Origin of the sequence: Carboxydocella thermautotrophica (genome assembly GCA_003054495.1) — a bacterium.
In the GTDB taxonomy this organism is placed as follows: Bacteria; Bacillota.
This window is the reverse complement of sequence record CP028514.1, coordinates 79,733-99,105: the sequence shown is the minus strand read 5'-3', so window position 1 is coordinate 99,105 and position 19,373 is coordinate 79,733. Positions and strand designations below refer to the sequence as shown.

Genomic DNA, 19,373 nt, shown 5'->3' with positions numbered 1-19,373 from the left:
TAAACTACCGGATGGCCAGCATTCTTTCCAGAGCATTTAACGCCCTGTCCCGGATTTCCGGTAGCACGGTAATACGCGGCTCCATTTCCTCCAAAGCATATTTGACTTTGGGGAGAGTCGTCGATTTCATGTTGGGACAGATTAATTTATTGGATGCCAGATAAAACTGTTTGTCCGGGCAGGTTTTTTGTAACTGGTGCAAAATCCCGCTTTCCGTCCCGATAATAAACTCCCGGGCCTCACTATTACGGGCATAATTGATAATCCCGGCGGTGCTGAACACACCATCAGCCAGGTCAACCACATCAGGACGGCATTCCGGATGAACCAGTACCAGGGCCTCGGGATGGGCCTCTTTAGCAGCCAGAATATCCTCTCTGGTCAGCCGGTCATGGGTATTACACCAGCCTTCCCAGAGGATAATATTATTCCGTCCAGTTTGACGGGCCACCCAGTTGCCCAGGTTTTTATCGGGAATAAACAAAATGGGTTGCTCCGGCGGCAAGCTGTTGACTACCTTGACAGCATTGGAAGAAGTGCAACAGATATCGCTTTCCGCCTTGACATCAGCAGCCGAATTGACATAACAAACAACTACTGCCTCCGGATGCTCCTGTTTCTTCTGCCGTAAGGCTTCTGCAGTAACCATATCCGCCATGGGACAGCCGGCCCTTTCCTCCGGTAAAAGCACAATTTTATCCGGTGACAGAATGGCTGCACTTTCGGCCATAAAATGCACACCGCAAAAGACAATCACATCCGCATCAGTAGCAGCTGCCTGCTGGCTTAATTGCAGGGAATCCCCGATAAAATCAGCCACATCCTGGACCTCAGGGCGTTGATAGTAATGAGCCAGAATAACAGCATTCCGTTCCTTTTTCAAACGCCGTATCTCTTCTTGCCATCGGCTAACTTCATGTTGTTCCATTTCTTTCTCTCCTTAAACAGCATAGTTTGTCCTATGTTCATCATAGCAAGAATATTGCGCCATTTCAACGAATTTCCCCATGCCGTTCCAGATTGGCGGTATCCAAAATCCGGTTCTGATCATCCACAAACACCACTTTGGGCTGATATTCTCTGGCCTCCCGGTCATCCACCAGCATATAGGAAATAATGATAATTTTATCACCAGGCTGAACCATCCGCGCCGCAGCGCCATTTAAACAAATAACCCCGGAATAGCGCGGCCCCTCTATGACATAGGTTTCCAAACGGGCGCCATTATTATTATTAACCACTTGCACCTTTTCATTGGGCAGAATATCGGCCGCTTCCATTAAAGCTGCATCTATAGTAATGCTTCCTACATAATTCAGGTTGGCTTCAGTTACGGTCGCCCGGTGAATTTTGGATTTCATCATGGTTCTGAACACTAGCCTTCAACCTCCAAAACGGTATTATCAATTAAACGGGTTTTACCAATCCGTACTGCCAGAGCCAGCAAAGCTTGCCCCTGTAACTGTTCCAGCGGGGTCAAATCCGGCAAAGCTACCAGTTCCACATAATCAATCTGCGCCAGCGGTTCGGCTTCAATCATCTGCTTTACCTGTTCCTTGATAACCTCTGGTTGCCGTTCCCCTTGAGCTACCAGCTCTTCCGCCCGCTTAAGACTCCGGGACAATACCAGAGCGGCCTTCCTTTCCTCGGGCTCGAGATAAACATTGCGAGAACTGAGAGCCAGTCCATCAGCTTCCCGGACAATGGGCACCGGGATTATCTCTACATCCAGATTCAAATCCTCCACCATCCGCCTGATAACCTGCACCTGCTGGGCATCTTTCCAGCCAAAATAGGCCCGATCAGGTTTAACAATATTGAACAGCTTCATAACCACAGTAGTGACTCCTCGAAAATGCCCCGGCCGGCTAGCTCCACACAGTCCCCGGGTTACCTCAGTCACCTCAACAAAAGTCTGATAACCTCGAGGATACATCTCCCGCACGGTAGGAACAAACAGATAATCCACTCCAGCCGCCTCTGCCAGCGAAGCATCCCGCTCCAGATCCCGGGGATATTCTTCATAATCCTCCCCTACCCCGAATTGCAGGGGATTGACAAAAATGCTGGCCACTGTAATCTCATTTTCCGTCCTGGCCTTGCGCATCAAGGTCAAATGGCCTTCATGCAAATAACCCATGGTAGGGACAAAGCCAATGCTTTTCCCTCCCTGGCGCCATTTCCGGGCCAGTGCCTGCATTTCCCTTACCGAAGTGATAATCTCCATGCTCGTCACCTCTAATAAACTTTTAGTGGCTCCTTTTCCGGCCAGCCGAAAGATTCCGCCGGACCCGGGAAAGACCCAGCCTTAACTTCCTGTATATAGGCCTGTACCGCCTCTTTTACTGGCTGCTGTAGACTGGCATAGCGCCGTACAAACCTGGGAGTTAAATCCCGGTACAGCCCCAGCATATCCTGGGTTACCAGCACTTGCCCATCACAATAGGGCCCGGCACCGATACCGATAGTAGGTACATCCACTGCCTCAGTTACCATACGAGCCACGTCAACCGGTACACACTCCAGTACAATGGCAAACACCCCGGCCTCCACCAGCAAACGAGCATCCTCCAGCAATTGTTGCCGGGCCGCATCCTCTTTTCCCTGTACACTATAACCGCCCAGACGATGGACATGCTGGGGAGTCAGCCCCAGGTGACCCATCACGGGAATTCCGGCCTGTACAATCGCCCGTATCTGGGGCACCACCTCCCGACCCCCTTCCAGTTTGACCGCCTGGGCTCCCGCTTCCTGCAAAAAGCGGCCAGCATTGCGCACTGCCTCCTCACAGGAAACCTGGTAAGACATAAAAGGCATATCGCCTACCACCATTGCCTGTTTGGCCCCCCGGGCCACCGCTCTCGTATGGTGCAGCATTTCTGCCATAGTAACCGGCAAGGTGCTGTCATAGCCCAAAATCACCATACCCAGGGAATCGCCTACCAGCAAAACATCCACACCTGCTTCATCCAGCAATACGGCTGTAGAATAGTCATAACAGGTCAACATGGTTATTTTTTCGCCACTCTCTTTCATTTTTTTCAGCTTAGTAGTGGTTATGCGGGCCATATACAACCTCTCCTTTCAGAATCCCGTTTAACTCAATCAATTGTTCCCCTGCTAATCCTCGCTCCCGGGCAATTTCTAATGTCAACAAGCCCAGCAGCCGGTATAAATCCTGTTCCATCTCCGGTATACCCTGTTCCCTAGCTGCCTTCAGGTGCTGATACACCGTCGGTCCATCACCGCGAACAATCGGACCAGTTAATGCCGCTATCGGACCATAAGTACCGATATTATTCAAAGCCCCTTGCATCAGTGCCACCAACCCCTGGTTGGCCGCTGCCGCCGGGATGCCGGCAGCTTCCATCCATTTCCCTGCCCAGTAGGCCAGGGTAACCAGATAATTGGAAGCGACTACTGCCGCCCCATGATAAAGGGCTTTGGCTTCTTTAGCGATGGTAAAGGGGTTTAGTCCCAGTTGCCGTGCCAGTTCCATCCCCTGTTCAACCGCCTCCTCATCCCCTTCCAGGGCCACCAGTGACCCGGGCAGGTTCTGCTGCGCCTGTTGCCAGTCTGCAATAGTCTGCAAAGGATGGAAAGATAATACCCTGGCCCCCGCTTCCCGCAAAGGCATTAGAATCTCGCTGCTTAACGCACCACTGGTATGGGCAAAAATCTTCCCCCGGCAAGAGTATCGGGCCAGCCGTTCTACCACTTCCGGCAAAGCCCGGTCAATGACTGTCAGCCAGATCCAGTCTGAATAATCGACTACCTCTTCCATTTCCATTACCGGCATTGAGTTGCTAAGAGCGGCTACCTCCTGGGCCTTTTGGGACCGGCGATTCCATACAGCCCCCACCGGAATGCTCCGTTCTTTTAACAAGACAGCCAGAGCTGTTCCCACTTTACCGGTTCCAATAATCCCCATGGTCAGAAACATTTCTGCCACCTCCAAAAGACAAAAACACCCTCTCGGACAGATGCCGAAAGGGTGTAAAAGCCAGAAGTGCCTTTCTCCTTCCGTCTCGGTCCGAAGCGGCTCCAAGCGGTTGATTGCTTGCATTTCCAGACTAAAGGTACAGCTCTGCCGGAGCAGATACTGTCCTGAATTTTATTGTAACATTATCTCTGGCAAATTACCAGGGGTAGTTGGTAATTTTTTTAATTTTTTGACTTTTTACCAGTGCTTTTCCCAGTTCCGTCACAGTACAGGTTCCCAGTCTGAAGTCCGGCCAGAAATCGGCAATGGGCAAAACTACAAAAGCCCTTTCCTCTGCCCGTGGGTGGGGCAACTGCAAAAAGTCGGTTTGGCGCTCTTCCCCTTCATACCAGATCAAATCCAGGTCAATGGTTCGGGGCCCCCAGCGCAGTTGCCGTACCCGCCCCAGCTCCGTTTCCAGCTGCAGCAATCGGGCCAGCAATTCCTCCGGGCTCAGCTCCGTTTGCACCAGGGCCGCACTGTTATAAAACCAGTCCTGTTCGGTATAGCCAACGGGTTCAGTTAGATACAGTCCCCCGACCACCACAGGCTCTATTCCTAATTCCGGCAGAGCCATCAGCACCCGCTGCAAATTTTCCCGCACCGGGCCCTGGTTCCCTCCCAGGGCAATAATGGCTTTTTTCATCAGCCCCGACTCCTTTCAATTTCAACTGCCACCAGACCAAAAGGCCGGGGAATAGGGGCCTGGGGTTTTTTTACCAGCACCCGGACTTTTTCAATTACAGGATAGCAGAGCATCTCAGCTGCAATCGCCTCTGCCAGGGCTTCAATTAAGTTAAATGATTTCGCCTGGCCCAGGGTCACTACTTTTTCCACAATTTCAGCATAATTAACGGTCCGTTCCAGGTTATCCTCCTGGCCCGCCGGAGCCAGAGCCAGGTAGAGATCCAGATCTACAGCAAACCGCTGACCCAGCCTTTTCTCCTCCGGCAGGACGCCGTGGTAACCATAGAACTCTATATCCCTGATTAAAATCCGATCCATTACCAGCACCTTCTTACAATGGCATCAGTCATTCTGGCCACCCGGATCATTGCTTCCACATCATGGACCCGCACAATCTCTGCGCCCATGGCAATTCCCAGAGCCACCGTAGCTCCGGTTCCTTCGACCCGCTCATTGACCGGCAAGCCCAGGGTATTGCCGATAACCGACTTGCGGGAAGTACCCAGTAATATAGGATAATTGAGAGTACGTAATTCGTCCAGTCGCGCCAGCACTTCCAGATTGTGCTCATAGGTTTTGCCGAAACCAATGCCCGGATCCAGAGCCAATAAGTCCAAATTGGCACCTGCTGCTGTTAGCCAATCAATGCCTTCACGGAAAAAGGCAAGCACGTCCCCCATCAAATCCCGGTATTCCGTTCCCTGCTGGTTGTGCATCATGATGTAGGGAACTCCCGTTTCCGCCACTACCCGGGCCATATCCCGATCAGCCCTCAAGCCCCAGACATCATTGATAATAGAGGCTCCCGCCTGAATGGCCGCTTCTGCCACCCGGGCTTTGTAGGTATCAACAGAAATAGGTACATCTATCTCCTCAACCAAAGCCTTGATTACCGGCAAAACCCGGGCCATTTCTTCCTCGGCATCTACCGGAGTGTGTCCAGGGCGAGTGGATTCACCCCCTACATCGATAATATCCGCCCCTGCTGCCACCATAGCTTTAGCCTGTTTGACAGCAGCGGTCAGCTCATTGAATTTACCACCATCGGAAAAGGAATCAGGGGTAACGTTGAGGATACCCATGACCAGGGTTCTCTCCCCCAATACCAGCTCCCTTCCCTGCCACCGCCAGTGCCACTTACGGTAACCGGTAGCAGCAGTCTTCACTACCTCTTCTATTTCCTGGGCCAGCCGTCCCAGACCAAAGGGCTGGGAGCGCAGCTTCTTGCACAAATCCAGGTGTTGCCGTAAGGTCCCCAGCAATAAAACATCGGTTTCCTCACAGCTGAGGTTGCCTACCGCCCGGTGTACAGCCGCTTCCCCACCCCGGCTCAACATCTCCTGCTTTAAGATGATGGCCTGTTTGATCCCGATGCCTGTAAGTTTAACAGGCAAAAAGACACTTTTGGCCGCCATCACACCAACACCACCGCTATCGGCCCCAATGCGGGCCAGCTCACGCCTGGCCTGTTCCAGATTACGGATCAGCACTACTCTGGGATTGGCTTTTTCCACTTGCACTGCCTCCTATCTATAATCATACAGTTGCTGCAAAACCAGCATTTTTTCCCGTTTATAGCAATCCTCAACCACGCACTGCAGGCAGGGACGGGAGAGCTTGTCCGCCAGATAGAGATAGCGGGCCCAACCCTCTACCTCTCCCCGGCGGTGTCCGGCAATAGCCTGACAAACCTTATAGATGAATTCAGCGGGCATTCCCAGTTCAACAAGAATCTCCCCGGCCAGCCGGGCCGAAACCTGGGCATGATCTTCACCGGTAGCATATTCCGCTGCCCGCCCCAGATCGTGTAACAGCCCGGCGGCATAAAACCCCTCCCGGGCCTCAGGCTCCCGTTCATCCCTCTCTTCCAAGTATAGCATATAAGCCAGCCGGGCAACAGCCCAGGCATGCTCCCAGCCATGTCGGCAATAGATTCTATCCTTTTCCCAGGCGGCTATTTCCGTAAATGCTGCCCTCACCCGGGGATGATTGATTAGACGGTTGAGTAAGTCCATTATTACTACCTCCTGCCCGCCTCTAAAAAAGATGGACCCAGGTCTCCCTGGGCCATCTCCATTATACTATATAACTGCAGTTTAGAACAAACCGGTGATTACACCGTTTTCGTCAATATCAATGAACTCGGCGGCCGGGCGCTTGGGCAGGCCGGGCATGGTCATGATATCCCCGGTAATAGCTACCAGGAAGCCGGCGCCTACAGAAGCCCGGATTTCCCGCACGGTAATGGTGAAGCCACTGGGACGGCCCAGTTTGGTGGGATCATCCGACAGAGAGTACTGGGTCTTGGCCATACAAACCGGGTAGTTGCCCAGGCCCAGTTTTTCGAAGCCTTCCAGAGCCTTTTCTGCTTCTTTGGTGAAGATGACCCCATCGGCACCATAGATTTCCCGGGCGATGGTTTCGATTTTTTGCTTGACGGGCATTTCCAGGTCATAGAGGAAGCGGAAGTCTGCCGGCCTGGTTTCCAGGGTCTTGAGCACTTTTTCTGCCAGCTCGATACCGCCTTCGCCACCTTTGGCCCACACTTCGGAGAGCGCCACTTCAGCACCGGCTTCTTCACAGAGCTGCCGTACCAGAGCCAGCTCTGCTTCTGTATCAGTGGGGAAGCGGTTGATAGCTACAACGGCGGGCAAGCCAAACTTGCCGACGTTCTCAATATGCTTTTCCAGGTTGGCAAAACCCTTGCGCAGAGCCTCCAGGTTTTCCTGGTTCAGGTCAGCCCGGGCTACACCGCCATTGTACTTCAGCGCCCGTACAGTAGCCACGATTACTACTGCATCCGGCTGCAGACCGCCAAAACGGCACTTCAGGTTGAGGAACTTCTCAGCCCCCAGGTCAGCACCGAAACCAGCTTCAGTTACCACATAATCAGCCAGTTTCAAAGCCAGTTTGGTAGCCTGGATACTGTTACAGCCATGGGCGATATTAGCAAAAGGACCGCCATGGACAAAAGCAGGTGTATGCTCCAAAGTCTGGACCAGGTTGGGCTTAATGGCATCCTTGAGCAGAACAGTCATGGAGCCTTCAGCCTTCAGATCCCGGGCATAGACCGGCTTGCCATCATAGGTGTAAGCAACCAGGATATTGCCCAGACGCTTCTTCAGGTCATTGATGTCATTGGCCAGACAGAGGATGGCCATGATTTCGGAAGCAACAGTGATGTCAAACCCGCTTTCCCGGGGTACACCCTGAGCCTTGCCACCCAGACCGATCACGATTTTCCGCAGGGCCCGGTCGTTCAGGTCAACGACACGACGGAACAGCACCTGCCGCGGATCTATTCCCAGTTCATTTCCCTGGTGCAGATGGTTATCGATCATGGCTGCCAGCAGGTTATGGGCAGTGGTGATAGCATGGAAGTCTCCGGTGAAATGCAGGTTAATGTCTTCCATGGGCACGATCTGGGCATAACCACCACCGGCTGCCCCCCCTTTGATCCCGAAGCAGGGCCCCAGGGAAGGTTCCCGGAGAGCGATCATAACTTTTTTGTTCAAGCGGGCCAGAGCATCCCCCAGACCAACGGTGGTGGTGGATTTGCCTTCACCAGCCGGGGTGGGGTTGATAGCGGTGACCAAAATCAGTTTACCATTGGGCCGGTCGGCAACCCGCTTCCAGACGTCAGCGGAAATCTTAGCCTTATACTTGCCATACAGCTCCAGATCATCAGGGCTTAAACCCACTTTGGCGGCTACTTCGGTAATAGGTTTTTTCTCCGCCGCCAGCGCGATTTCGATATCGGATTTCACAATCTCATCCTCCCTCATCCTCTTTTATTTGCAGGGGTCCTCTCCCCTTCTGCACATACTGGTGTAGAATTATTATTCTCCATCGCCAGCCAATTTCCTGCCGGCGTTGGCGGAATTTTTGCAAAATTCTATATTTCACTTCTTCTGGTCTTTTTTCGCCTCAGACCGGCTAATGAACCGGGCGATATCAATAATATAGCGCTCGTGCTTGCCTTCTCCAATGAGTCCTGCCTCATCATAGGCTTCCACCCGGAATAATAGGCGCTTGCCCTCAACTTCCAGCAACTCAGCCTGGGCCCGCACCTGCATCCCTATCGGCGTTGCCGCCAGATGAGTAACCTCCACTTTGGTACCTACCGTTGCCATCCCTTCTGGCAGCAAGGGATCCACAGCACTCAAAGCCGCTTTTTCCATCAACCCGATCATGGCCGGTGTGGCAAAAACTTTCACCCCGCCACTGCCATAGGCGATAGCCGTGTTGGCCTCACTGACTTCCGTGGTCGCCGTGCCAGTCAACCCCACCTGTAATTTTTCCATAACTATCCCCTCCATTACCTAATAAATATAAATTATACCCTGCCAGCGTATTCGCCAGCAGGGCACAAAAAGACCTCTTTATTCGTAAAGCCAGGCATCTACATTCTTTTCGTAGGCAAGAATTTCTTCTTCCTTGAAGTAAATAGCGATTTCTCTTTCGGCCGATTCTACCGAATCAGAGGCATGAACCACATTGCGGCCCACTTCTATGCCATAGTCACCCCGGATAGTACCAGGAGCAGCATTGGCGGGATTGGTAGCACCATTCATGGCTCTTACCCCGGCCACAACTCCTTTACCCCCCAGGACCAGGGCTACTACCGGGCCGGAAGTAATGTATTCCACCAGCCCGGGGAAAAAGGGCTTGCCCACATGCTCGGCATAATGCTGATGGGCCAGTTCTTCAGTAACCCGCATTAGCTTCATAGCCAGCAGTTTGTAACCCTTCTTCTCATACCGGGCCAGAATTTCCCCTACCAGATTGCGCTGAACGCCATCGGGTTTAATCATGACAAATGTTCTTTCCATAAGCTTTTCTACTCCTCCCAACCATATTATTTATTCATTTTCCGCCTTTTGCATCAAAGCGGTAAACTCATCAGCCTCAATGGTTTCTTTTTCCATCAGGGTATTGGCTACCAGTTCCAGTTTATCCTTGTGTTCCAGCAAAAGACTTTCCGCCCGCTGATAACACTCCTCAATCATCCGCCGCACTTCAGCATCGATGGCCTTGGCTACTTCTTCACTGTAATTGCGGTCGCGAGCGATATCCCGGCCCAGGAAAACCTGGTCACTGCGGTTGCCAAAGGTCAGGGGACCCAGGTTTTCGCTCATACCATACTCGGTAATCATGCGCCGCACGGTATTGGTAGCCCGCTCCAGGTCATTTTGCGCCCCGGTGCTGATTTCATTAAGCATCAGGGCCTCTGCCACCCGGCCGGCCAGCAACATGGTCACCTGATCCAGCAGCTGGCTCCTGGTAGCATAATAACGGTCTTCCTTGGGTAGCAGCAAGGTATATCCGCCTGCTCTTCCCCGTGGAATAATGGAAACCTTGTGCACCGGATCAGTATTGGGCAGGAGGTAACCCACAACTGCGTGTCCCGCTTCATGGTAGGAAACCAGTTTCTTCTCCTGTTCAGAAATCACTTTCGATTTCTTTTCCGGACCGGCAATAACCCTTTCAATGGCATTTTCCAGCTCTGTCATTTCGATTTGCTTCTTGTTGGCCCGGGCTGCCAGCAAGGCCGCTTCATTGACCATATTGGCCAGGTCTGCCCCGGTAAAACCAGGAGTTCGCCGGGCCAGCACATCCAGGTCAACGGAGGGAGCAATCGGCTTGTTGCGAATATGCACCTTGAGGATTTCCTTTCTCCCTACCAGATCAGGACGGTCTACCACAATCTGCCGGTCAAATCGGCCCGGGCGCAATAGCGCCGGGTCCAGAATATCGGGACGGTTGGTAGCCGCAATGACAATCACACTTTCCGTCATAGTAAAGCCGTCCATTTCCACCAGCAGCTGGTTCAGAGTTTGTTCCCGCTCATCATGGCCACCACCCAGACCAGCTCCCCGCTGGCGACCAACGGCATCGATTTCATCGATAAAAACGATACAGGGCGCACTTTTTTTGGCCTGCTCGAACAGGTCCCTTACCCGGGAGGCCCCTACCCCGACAAACATCTCTACAAAGTCGGAACCGCTGATACTGTAGAAAGGAACCCCGGCTTCCCCGGCTACCGCCCTGGCCAGCAGTGTCTTACCGGTACCGGGAGGTCCAAAGAGCAAAACCCCTTTGGGGATCCGCGCCCCCAGTTCATGGAATTTCTTGGGGTATTTGAGAAATTCCACTACTTCCTGCAATTCCTCTTTAGCCTCATCAGCTCCCGCTACATCGGCAAAGGTCACCCGGCGCCGGTCCTCGGAAGCCAGGCGAGCCCGGCTTTTGCCAAAGGACATGACCCGGTTGCCACCCCCCTGGGCCTGTTGCATAAAGAAGAACATCACCCCTACCAGCAATAATACTGGCAGTAAGGAGGTCAGCACCGATAGCCAGACACTGTTTTTGGGCGGAGGATTATGCACTATCTTGACATTGGCATCCATCAGCCGGTCAATCAGCCGTTCATCCTGAATCGGGCCGTAGAGAGCAAATTTTTTGCCGCTGCTATCCACACCTTCAATGGAGTTGGTTAAGTTTTCAGTTGTAATGGTTACTTCCCTGATTTTCCCAGCCTGTACCATTTTGACAAATTCATCATAGGATGGCCTGTTCACTGTTTCAGACGGGCGGCCAGACAGCTCTAAAATGGCAAACACCAACAGGCCGATCAGGAGATAAATGCTGAAACCTTTAAATAATTTGTTCAACCAAGTCACTCCTCCCGCGGTGCGTGTTAAAGTCACTCATATTTACATATTGTACCACAGGACCCGGGCCTTTGCAACAAAGCCACCCATCTTCCTCCCGGGCTTTTCCGGCAAGGATTGTGGCCTGCTTGCCAGCCTACTACCCAAACAATATCCTCTCCCAGCAGGACTAAAGGAATTCGTTCCCGCTCTGAACGGGGAATTTTTTTATCGATCATCCATTCCTTCAGCTTTTTGCTGCCCGGTGCCCCCGCTGGCCGAAAACGGTCCCCCGGGCGCCGGTAGCGCACCAGCAATTCTCCTTCTGGTGGTACCCAGAGATAAATCAGTTCCCTGCCTGCTGGCCCCAGCTCTCCAGGTTGCTGAACAACCTGCGCCTGAATTACCGTTCCATCCGGCAACTGAATCTGTCCAGGTAAGGACAGGTACCACTCTTCAGAAACAGTTTCTTCCTTAACCGGCACTGACCGTCGTCGCAACACCAGTTTAGTATAATCTTTTACCGCCTCCAGATCTGCCTTTAAGCGCCAGCTGGCACTGCCGTCCTTCTCCAGCAAACGCCTCACTCCTTCAGTTTTGGCCCAGGAAAGGGGATGTTCAGCAGCGGTAAATTCCCGCCAGGCCCGGCGGATTAACCTGCGTTGCAAAGCCGCCGGCAGGGTTTGCAGGGATTTTAAGTCCAGAACTATTTCCATTTCATTCTGGTAGAGGACCGTCTCCTGCCAGTACTGGTCTGTTACCTTTTCCAGCAACTCCAGTTCGTCCCGCAACAACTCGGCGGTACGGGCCAGGTGTTTTCTTAAAGCCGGTTGAATTTCCCGCTCCAGAAAAGGAAAAATCACCTGCCGAATGCGATTACGGGTATAAATGGGCAACAGGTTACTGGAATCCACACACCATTGTAAATCATTTTTCTTTAAATAAGCAAGTATTTCAGCCCGGTTTACTGCCAGCAGCGGCCGGATAAATTTTCCGCGCCGGGCCGCCATACCCGCCAGCCCGTCCAGACCACTGCCTCTAAGCAAATGCCAGAACAGGGTTTCCGCCTGGTCATCCTGATGATGCCCCAGGGCGATTTTATCCCATCCCCCCTGGTTCAGCAGCTGTTCAAATACCCGGTAGCGAGCAGCGCGGGCTGCTTCTTCCGATCCCGGAGGTTGCTCCAGTTTTTCCACATAAAGGGGAATATTCCATTCCTGGCACAAGCGGCGCACAAACTCCTCATCCCGCTCTGCTTCTCCGGGCCGCATACGATGGTTGACATGTACAGCCCCCAGCTGCCACCGGTATTTATCCGCTAATTGCAACAGGCAATGAGCCAGGGCCACCGAATCCGGTCCGCCGGAAAGCGCCAGCAACACCCGCTCCCCATACTGCAGAAGCTGTTGCTGGACAATATAATGTTCAATCTTATGCCACATTGGCCTTTCCTCCCGTTCTGGCCCGGAACAAAGCGGCCCCCAGTGCCAGCCCTCCGGCAATGGCCAGTCCCAGTAAGAGGGTCTCCACCGTTTTAGCCAGCCCCGCCGCTGTTTGGCCATGGACCAGATTGAACATAGCTTCATAAGCGGACGCCCCTGGCACCAGGGGCACCACGCCTGGTACCAGGAAAATGGGTACTGGCACCTTTCCCAGCCGGGCCGCCGTTTGACTGAAGAGGGCAACCATGACTGCTGCCAAAAACATGGCCACGATCCCATTCAGGTGGATAGTAGTTAGCCAGGTATAACTGGCCCAGCCCAGCCCTCCACCTGCTGCTGCTGTAAATAACCAGCGTCGAGGCACAGCAAATAAGATGCCAAACAAAGCAGAAGCAATTGCAGCCCATAATACTTTTAACATTTTTCTGTCTGCCTCCATCATCCTAATGCCAGTACCAGGGAGACTCCGGCAGCCACGGCAGTGGCAATCAAAATGGCTTCTGCTCCCCTGGCTACCCCGGATAAAAGGTCCTCATTGATTACATCTATTATAGCGCTGGTTACCGCAACCCCTGGTACCAGCAACATAATGGTCCCGATAATGGCCTTGTCTGTTGCCACCGTTGGCCAAAGCCGGCCTACCAGCACTGCCGTTATGGCTCCAATCACTGCGGCCAGGAATGTAGTGATCACTCTACCTGGCCCTAGCGGTGCCACCAGCTGACGCCAGAGCATCACTGTCAGTCCACCCAGACAGGCCACCAGAGCCGCTCGCCAATCCCCACCAAACATCAGGGCAAAAAAACCGGTAGCCAGGGTTCCTGCCCCTGTCATTACCCAGGCAGGGTAATCTGGTGGTGCGTTTTCCACCTCTGCCAGGCGCTGCACCAGTTCGGGAAATTGCAGCTCTCCTTCCACTACCTGCCGGGAAATCTGATTCACCAGCAAGACCCGATGTAAAGCCAGCTCCCGGGCCCGTATGCGTTCCGTCATAGTAGCGACCTTCCCCAGCTCATTCTGGCCGGAAACCACAAAACCGGTAGGAGTGGCAAAAACCTCTACCTTTTTCAGCCCCAGAGCCAGGCCCATTCTCTCCAGGGTATCTTCTACCCGGGTAATTTCCGCTCCATTTTCCAGCAACAACCTGCCGGTCCACAGCAGAATCACAACAATTTCCTTGGTTGATGCCATGCCCATCTGCCCACCTCAAACACTGATAGCATTATTATACCATTATCCAAATAGAAAAGAAAAACCCCCGTAGAGGGGGAAAAATTTACTTTTTGATCAGTCGGAATACTATTACCGTCATATCATCAGCAATTCGGTTATTGGCCTGGATACGGGCACTGTTGAGAATATAATGGGCCAGATTTTCCGGATCCTCTGTCCGGCATTGATGCAAGACCTGGGCCAGCCATTCTTCCGGGCAGGCACCGGTACCATGAATTACCCCATCACTGAACATCACCACTATATCACCGGGTTCCAGCTGGACATTAATCTGGTCCGGTTCCATCTGTTGCAGAATACCTATGGGCAAAGAACCTGATTTAACCAGTCCAATCCGATGCTCCCGTTTGATCAGGGAAAAGACAGCACCGATCTTGACAAAGTGAGCCGAACCATCCTGCAGGTCAATTAAAGCCAAATCCAGGGTAGCGAATTCTTCTTCATCTTTGGAACGCATAATCATGGCTGAGTTCACAGTCTTCACTGCTATCTCCGGATCATATCCCATCTCCAGCAGCTGAGTCAACAAACTGAGGGCCGCTTGGCTTTGTACTGCAGCCCTTGTACCCGTTCCCATGCCATCACTGAGGGCCAGTAAAAACTTGCCATTGTTCAGATTTTGAACCGCCGTACTGTCTCCGGAAATAATACAACCATCCTTGGCTACTTTGGCAATACCATATTCCACCTGGTAGGGCCAGTCCAGTACTTCTGCCGTTTCGCCCGTTACTGCCAGCTCATAGGCGAAAGATTCCATTAAATTGGAAACACCCCGCAGCTGTTCCTTAACTAATTCCTGACTTTCCTGAATCTTATGTTCCCAGAACTTATGTAAACGATGGGCACTGGCCAGGCAGTTAATAGCTGCCGCCATTTCCCGCATGCGAAAACAATATTTCAGCGCCCGGCTCACCTGGGTACTATCAACCCCTCCCTGGGCTTCAGCCAGATTCAACAATAGCCGTATTCCCTGTCTGGTCGCCCGCTCTTCTCTCTGCCAGCAGGTTACCAGTCTGCTGCAGCGACCACAGGCCTCTTTAACCAGCGGAGGCAGAGCATCCTCTTCCCCTTCCCGACCTGTTGAATTAATCAATTGTTCAAAAGTATTGGACAAACCCTGAAAAACACTGGCGAATTCCAGAATACGCTGGGCCGTCATGGCCTTCAGTTTTTCTGCCTCTTCTTTCAACTGTCGCTCCTGTTGCCGTCTCACTCTACCCGCCCGCCGTTGCCATTCTTCCAGTAAACGGGCAGGTAACAGCAAGAATAGTAAAACTGCAATCAGGGTTTCCCCCATGATAATCAACAGCCCCCTGGGGTCGGGTGTATATAAGGAGAGAAATATATTGCTTAACATCAAGCCCAGGGCCGGGCCCCAGCGGCCAAAACGTTCAAAAATTCCCGCCAGCAAGCCTCCAAAGGCATAAACCCCGACTATCACGGGAGAATAGCCCCGGGCCGTCAAAGCAGGTATCAGCCCGATAATAGTGCCAATTACCGTCCCACCACCGATACCGCCTATGGTGGCAGCCAGTAGAATCAGCAGACGGCTGAGAATCCCCACCAGACTTAAGCCGTTGATTTCTATACCATTCAAGCCAATAAGAATGCCTGTTCCCAGTATCCCCAGGCCGCCGACAGCTTCAACCGCTTTTTCCCTTTTTTCCAGCAAGGGAGGTAACCAGACCAGCATAAAGTAGGCCAGTACCGCCGCCAGCACCGCCTCTACTGTGCTGGCAACAAAGGCATATAAGGGGGCCTGTCGCAAAAGGGCCATCCCGGCTCTTAAGGTCAAATCAAGGCTTCCCACCAGTACCGATAAAAACCAGCGACGCCGGGTCTGTTCCGGAATACGCCCGATAATGGTAGCAAAACCCAGGGCCAGCATTGAGGCTACTGCCAGCTGCCAGTAATCCCCCTTTACTGCCAGGGTCAAAGCTACTCCCAGGCTGGTGGCCCATTGGCGCCGGGCATTAAACCAGGCGATTCCCCCTAACAAAGCGGGATAAAAAGGTGAAACATCTTCCAGGATCATGCTGTTGGCTAAAATTGCAGCTATACCCAGCCAGATCAGGTCTTTAAAATCAGGCCGAACTCTTTTTACTTTTAACAGCCCGCTCAGATCAGGCCAGCGCCAGCGCTCCTTCCGGGCTATGGCTGCTTGTCCATCTTCTGTCTGCCGATAGGGATAAATTTCGAACTGGGATTCCAGCAAGCTCCACTCCCCCTTAGCCTGTACTCTACCTATCTATATTTTAATCAGGGGAGCGGGAAAAACTTGTCAGTATTGGTAGGTTGTCCAAATTTTTTCTTCGACAAATTAGGAAAAGTCCCATTTAACCGGGCCTTTTTCGTCATATTTCAGCTGTTCCTGAATATATATATAGATTTGGCCGTAAAGTAAATCGGTCTCACTTAACCAAACCTGCTCAGTGCCCAGCTGGTGGGTAGCAGCAGCCAGGATGGAAGCACCGGCAGGGATGATATCCGCCCGGGCAGGCTGTAAACCAGGCAATTGTTTTCTTTCCTCCAGATTCAGCTCTCGCAGCCGCCGGGCCCAGGCTGCTACCTGTTGGGCTGACAGCTTAAGCCCGTGTACCAGACTGGGCTGATATTTCTCCAACTGCAGCTCCATTGCGCCCAGGGTAGTCGCAGTTCCTCCTACCAGAATCACTTTCTCCGGTTTAACAGGAATGGAGGCTATCCCTTTAGCAAGAAAATCATCGATCTCGGCCAGAGACCATTTTTCTTCCGTAGCTCTGACCGCTCCTATTTTCAGTGAAATAGCCTTTAGCTGTCCTGCCTCCAGCCAGCTGAACTCAGTACTGCCACCACCGCTGTCTATGACCATTACTCCATCTCCCTTTTCCAGCCCCAGGCCCTGAACTGCTCCCAGCCAGCTATACCAGCCCTCCCGTTGCCCATCAATGCAGGTAATCTCTGCAGACAATGGCACCAGACGATCTAGCAGCTCCTGTCCATTAGCAGCTTCCCGAACTGCGGCTGTCGCCACCCCTAATATTTTTTCCGCCCCTTTCTGCCGGGCGCGTTCAACAAAACCAGTAATAGCCTCCACAGTACGCTCGATGGCTTCCGGCAACAAAATACCTCCGGCCATCCCTTTGCCCAGCCGGGTCGTAGCCATGTCCTGTTCAACTACCCTTAAGCCCTGGTTTTTTTGCCAGTGCACCAGAGTATAACGGCAGGAATTACTGCCAATATCCAGACCGGCGATCAACATTAGCCTCATCCTTTCCCCATAAAATAAAGCCAGGCTGTGCCTGGCTCTGATTTACCCTCTTCTGCTGCCGCGGCCACCCCGCTTGGCTTCGGTAGCTCGCCGCAAATCAGCCTGCCGTTCATCACTGTCCTTCAGAAAACGGGCCAGCCTCTCCTCAAAACTGATTTGAGAGCGCTTGCGGTCTGCCCGTTCCGGAGCTTCCTGAGTCTGTTTAATGGACAGGCCGATTTTACCCCGGTCATCCACATTCAGGACTTTAACCCGTACAGTGTCCCCCTCCTTGAGAAAATCCCGCACATCCTTCACATAAGTATGGGCAACCTCGGAAATGTGAACCAGTCCCGTTTGCCCGTCCGGCAATTGCACAAAAGCACCAAAATTGGTAATGCCGGTAACTACTCCCTCAACGATGCTCCCTACTGCGATGGCCATAAACAGAGAATTCCTCCTTAATGTCATATATCAAAATTATATAGGTTACAAGAAAAAACTGTCAAGCAAAACCTTTTTCCCTTATTGTTTTTTCTTACCGACAGCGGGAATTACCACCTTTTCCCCTGGTTTTACCAGATTCAGCTCTTCCCGGGCCCGGCGCTCTATGTACTCATCAGTTTGTAACAACTTGATTTCTTCTTTTAACTTAGTATTGCTCATTTCCACTGCTTTTATTTTGTTTTGCACAGAACTGATTTCCTTTTCCAGCTGATTCATTTTTACAGTCTGGTGTACAAAGGAGCCCACTACGATTACACTATATGCCAGAAAAATCCCCACCACTACCCGGCGCCAGAAGAATCTGGATTTGGAACTTCCGGTCTTAACCTTTTTCGGCGTTTCCTTCTCCAGCCGCTGATTTAGATCCACTATTTTTCTTTCAGCCCGTTTACTCATGCCTCATCCTCCTCCGGCTGTCCCAAACCCAGGACATCCCCGCTCATCACAATCACAACCTGATAGCCCTTGTTTCGGGCGCGGTTATATAAGGTAGCCACTGTAGCCGGGCTTAAGCCCAGCTGCTTGGCCACAGCATCTGTCGACCAGCCCATTTCTTTTAAAGCCACCACCTGGCGTTCCCGGATGCTCAGTTTTTCCACACCCCGAATTTCAATCTGCACCTGTCATTCCTCCGGACTTATACCCAGCTTGTCCACAAAAAATATGGATAATAAACAAGTTATCCACACAGTTATCCACAGCAGTGGATAACTGTAGTGCATTTATTACAAATTCATTACAATACTTCTACATGTTATCGTTAATTCCTGCTGCTAATTATTTCCGGCGCTCCTTTTTTTCTGTCCACCATTTCTCCAGGCGCTGGTAAAGGTTGCGTTTAGGTTTTATCCACAATCTTATCCACAAATTTTTCCACAATATCAACAACCAGCGCCACGGCCAGGCCAGAACAATCCCCAGCCAGACCAGAGGCCGGGTCACCAGCCAGATTATTTTCTTGATCAGATTTACCAGCCGGCGCCAGATCTGCGAAATAATCCGATAAACATGAGGGCTAAACCAAAACCAGTAACTGGCCAAACCCAGAGTTACAGCCAGCAAAATATAAAAACGCATCTGCCCGCCATTAACCCCCAGTAAGCTAAAAAAAACCAGGATAGTTGCTATAATCCAGTAGATCAGATCTCCCAGGGCCTTAATCCATTTCGGCCAGTGGTAAAATTCCGACCAGAGACGATAAAAATCAAAAATAATGCCCAGCAAGGCTCCCAATCCCCAGCTAAAAAGAAAAGAAAGGAGTTGAAGCCTGAGTTCCACTCAACGCCCTCCTTTCTATTTGAGCAGCTTGTCAAAAATTCCCTTGCTCTTGCCCCCTTTGGTTTCCGCATAAGTCAGGGAATAAAGGTAGCCCTGTACTACCAGTTTGCCTTCCTCCATATTCAACTGGGTGATATTCAACCCCTCACCCTTCAGGATGAGGTTGCCCAGATTGGTTTTCAGGCTTATCACCTGTTCATCAAAGGAATCCACGTGCTCCACCCCGGTTATGATTACTTCTTCCCGGTTGAGCACTTCCAACCGCTGACCAGTTACTGTTTTCTTGCTCTCCATCCCACTATCCCTCCTTTTCCCTTGTTCATTTTTAATTTATGCCCCTTGTCCCTTGAATATGTCAAAAA

The 19,373-nt window shown here is 51.9% G+C and carries 23 protein-coding genes; all 23 read right to left on the bottom strand.

The features are described from left to right. Positions 1–4: 4 nt before the first annotated feature. The 23 genes from nadA to yabP all read right to left on the bottom strand — a co-directional run bounded on the left by nadA (position 5) and on the right by yabP (position 19,305). Entirely contained in the window at positions 5–928 is a 924-nt protein-coding gene (gene nadA / locus CTH_RS00495; RefSeq protein ID WP_078666189.1) for a quinolinate synthase NadA, read from the bottom strand. Positions 929–992: 64 nt separating this feature from the next. Next, on the bottom strand, positions 993–1,376 hold the full coding sequence (gene panD / locus CTH_RS00490) for an aspartate 1-decarboxylase (RefSeq protein ID WP_078666188.1): 384 nt from the start codon (positions 1,374–1,376) through the stop codon (positions 993–995). Further along, positions 1,376–2,227 carry a pantoate--beta-alanine ligase gene (gene panC / locus CTH_RS00485; protein WP_107752690.1) on the bottom strand — a complete coding sequence of 284 codons (852 nt, stop codon included), beginning with the start codon at positions 2,225–2,227 and terminating at the stop codon, positions 1,376–1,378. Before panC ends, panD begins: the two co-directional genes overlap by 1 nt. A gap of 11 nt (positions 2,228–2,238) precedes the next feature. After that, positions 2,239–3,069 carry a 3-methyl-2-oxobutanoate hydroxymethyltransferase gene (gene panB / locus CTH_RS00480; protein WP_107752688.1) on the bottom strand — a complete coding sequence of 277 codons (831 nt, stop codon included), beginning with the start codon at positions 3,067–3,069 and terminating at the stop codon, positions 2,239–2,241. After that, entirely contained in the window at positions 3,047–3,943 is an 897-nt protein-coding gene (locus tag CTH_RS00475; protein WP_159071764.1) for a Rossmann-like and DUF2520 domain-containing protein, read from the bottom strand. The genes panB and CTH_RS00475 overlap by 23 nt, the downstream gene beginning before the upstream one ends. Before the next feature lie 196 nt (positions 3,944–4,139). Continuing rightward, entirely contained in the window at positions 4,140–4,628 is a 489-nt protein-coding gene (gene folK / locus CTH_RS00470) for a 2-amino-4-hydroxy-6-hydroxymethyldihydropteridine diphosphokinase (protein ID WP_107752686.1), read from the bottom strand. Further along, positions 4,628–4,987: a dihydroneopterin aldolase gene (folB, locus tag CTH_RS00465; RefSeq protein WP_078666183.1), complete on the bottom strand. Its 360-nt coding sequence runs from the start codon at positions 4,985–4,987 to the stop codon at positions 4,628–4,630. The genes folK and folB overlap by 1 nt, the downstream gene beginning before the upstream one ends. Continuing rightward, positions 4,987–6,183, bottom strand: a complete 1,197-nt coding sequence (gene folP, locus CTH_RS00460) for a dihydropteroate synthase (protein ID WP_242952064.1) — start codon at positions 6,181–6,183, stop codon at positions 4,987–4,989. The genes folB and folP overlap by 1 nt, the downstream gene beginning before the upstream one ends. Before the next feature lie 12 nt (positions 6,184–6,195). Continuing rightward, a complete protein-coding gene (locus CTH_RS00455) occupies positions 6,196–6,684 on the bottom strand; it encodes an HD domain-containing protein (protein ID WP_078666182.1) in 489 nt (162 codons plus the stop codon). Between the two features lie 81 nt (positions 6,685–6,765). Then, positions 6,766–8,436, bottom strand: coding sequence for a formate--tetrahydrofolate ligase (locus CTH_RS00450; protein ID WP_079906159.1), 1,671 nt, complete (start codon positions 8,434–8,436; stop codon positions 6,766–6,768). A 135-nt stretch (positions 8,437–8,571) separates the two neighbouring features. Then, positions 8,572–8,973, bottom strand: coding sequence for a thioesterase family protein (locus CTH_RS00445; RefSeq protein ID WP_078666180.1), 402 nt, complete (start codon positions 8,971–8,973; stop codon positions 8,572–8,574). Positions 8,974–9,051: 78 nt separating this feature from the next. Continuing rightward, positions 9,052–9,501: a nucleoside-diphosphate kinase gene (ndk, locus tag CTH_RS00440; protein WP_078666179.1), complete on the bottom strand. Its 450-nt coding sequence runs from the start codon at positions 9,499–9,501 to the stop codon at positions 9,052–9,054. A gap of 30 nt (positions 9,502–9,531) precedes the next feature. After that, entirely contained in the window at positions 9,532–11,343 is a 1,812-nt protein-coding gene (gene ftsH / locus CTH_RS00435; RefSeq protein ID WP_078666178.1) for an ATP-dependent zinc metalloprotease FtsH, read from the bottom strand. A gap of 32 nt (positions 11,344–11,375) precedes the next feature. Beyond that, positions 11,376–12,764, bottom strand: coding sequence for a tRNA lysidine(34) synthetase TilS (tilS, locus tag CTH_RS00430; RefSeq protein WP_159073783.1), 1,389 nt, complete (start codon positions 12,762–12,764; stop codon positions 11,376–11,378). Then, entirely contained in the window at positions 12,754–13,185 is a 432-nt protein-coding gene (locus CTH_RS00425) for a threonine/serine exporter family protein (protein ID WP_159073782.1), read from the bottom strand. Before CTH_RS00425 ends, tilS begins: the two co-directional genes overlap by 11 nt. 17 nt (positions 13,186–13,202) lie before the next feature. Continuing rightward, a complete protein-coding gene (locus CTH_RS00420; RefSeq protein WP_159071761.1) occupies positions 13,203–13,955 on the bottom strand; it encodes a threonine/serine exporter family protein in 753 nt (250 codons plus the stop codon). A gap of 85 nt (positions 13,956–14,040) precedes the next feature. After that, complete coding sequence (locus tag CTH_RS00415) at positions 14,041–16,212, bottom strand: SpoIIE family protein phosphatase (RefSeq protein WP_107752682.1); 2,172 nt, start codon at positions 16,210–16,212, stop codon at positions 14,041–14,043. Between the two features lie 105 nt (positions 16,213–16,317). Next, the gene (locus CTH_RS00410; RefSeq protein ID WP_159073781.1) at positions 16,318–17,238 is read right to left on the bottom strand and encodes a Ppx/GppA phosphatase family protein; all 921 of its coding nucleotides are present in this window, start codon (positions 17,236–17,238) and stop codon (positions 16,318–16,320) included. 51 nt (positions 17,239–17,289) lie between these two features. Next, complete coding sequence (locus CTH_RS00405; protein ID WP_078666595.1) at positions 17,290–17,670, bottom strand: S1 RNA-binding domain-containing protein; 381 nt, start codon at positions 17,668–17,670, stop codon at positions 17,290–17,292. An 81-nt stretch (positions 17,671–17,751) separates the two neighbouring features. Continuing rightward, complete coding sequence (locus CTH_RS00400; RefSeq protein WP_078666596.1) at positions 17,752–18,129, bottom strand: FtsB family cell division protein; 378 nt, start codon at positions 18,127–18,129, stop codon at positions 17,752–17,754. After that, positions 18,126–18,353, bottom strand: a complete 228-nt coding sequence (locus tag CTH_RS00395; protein ID WP_078666597.1) for a sigma factor-like helix-turn-helix DNA-binding protein — start codon at positions 18,351–18,353, stop codon at positions 18,126–18,128. The genes CTH_RS00400 and CTH_RS00395 overlap by 4 nt, the downstream gene beginning before the upstream one ends. 157 nt (positions 18,354–18,510) lie before the next feature. Next, positions 18,511–19,011: a spore cortex biosynthesis protein YabQ gene (yabQ, locus tag CTH_RS00390; protein ID WP_078666598.1), complete on the bottom strand. Its 501-nt coding sequence runs from the start codon at positions 19,009–19,011 to the stop codon at positions 18,511–18,513. A 15-nt stretch (positions 19,012–19,026) separates the two neighbouring features. Next, positions 19,027–19,305 (bottom strand): sporulation protein YabP, encoded by a 279-nt coding sequence (gene yabP, locus CTH_RS00385; RefSeq protein WP_078666599.1) that lies wholly within the window; start codon positions 19,303–19,305, stop codon positions 19,027–19,029. Positions 19,306–19,373: the final 68 nt, after the last annotated feature.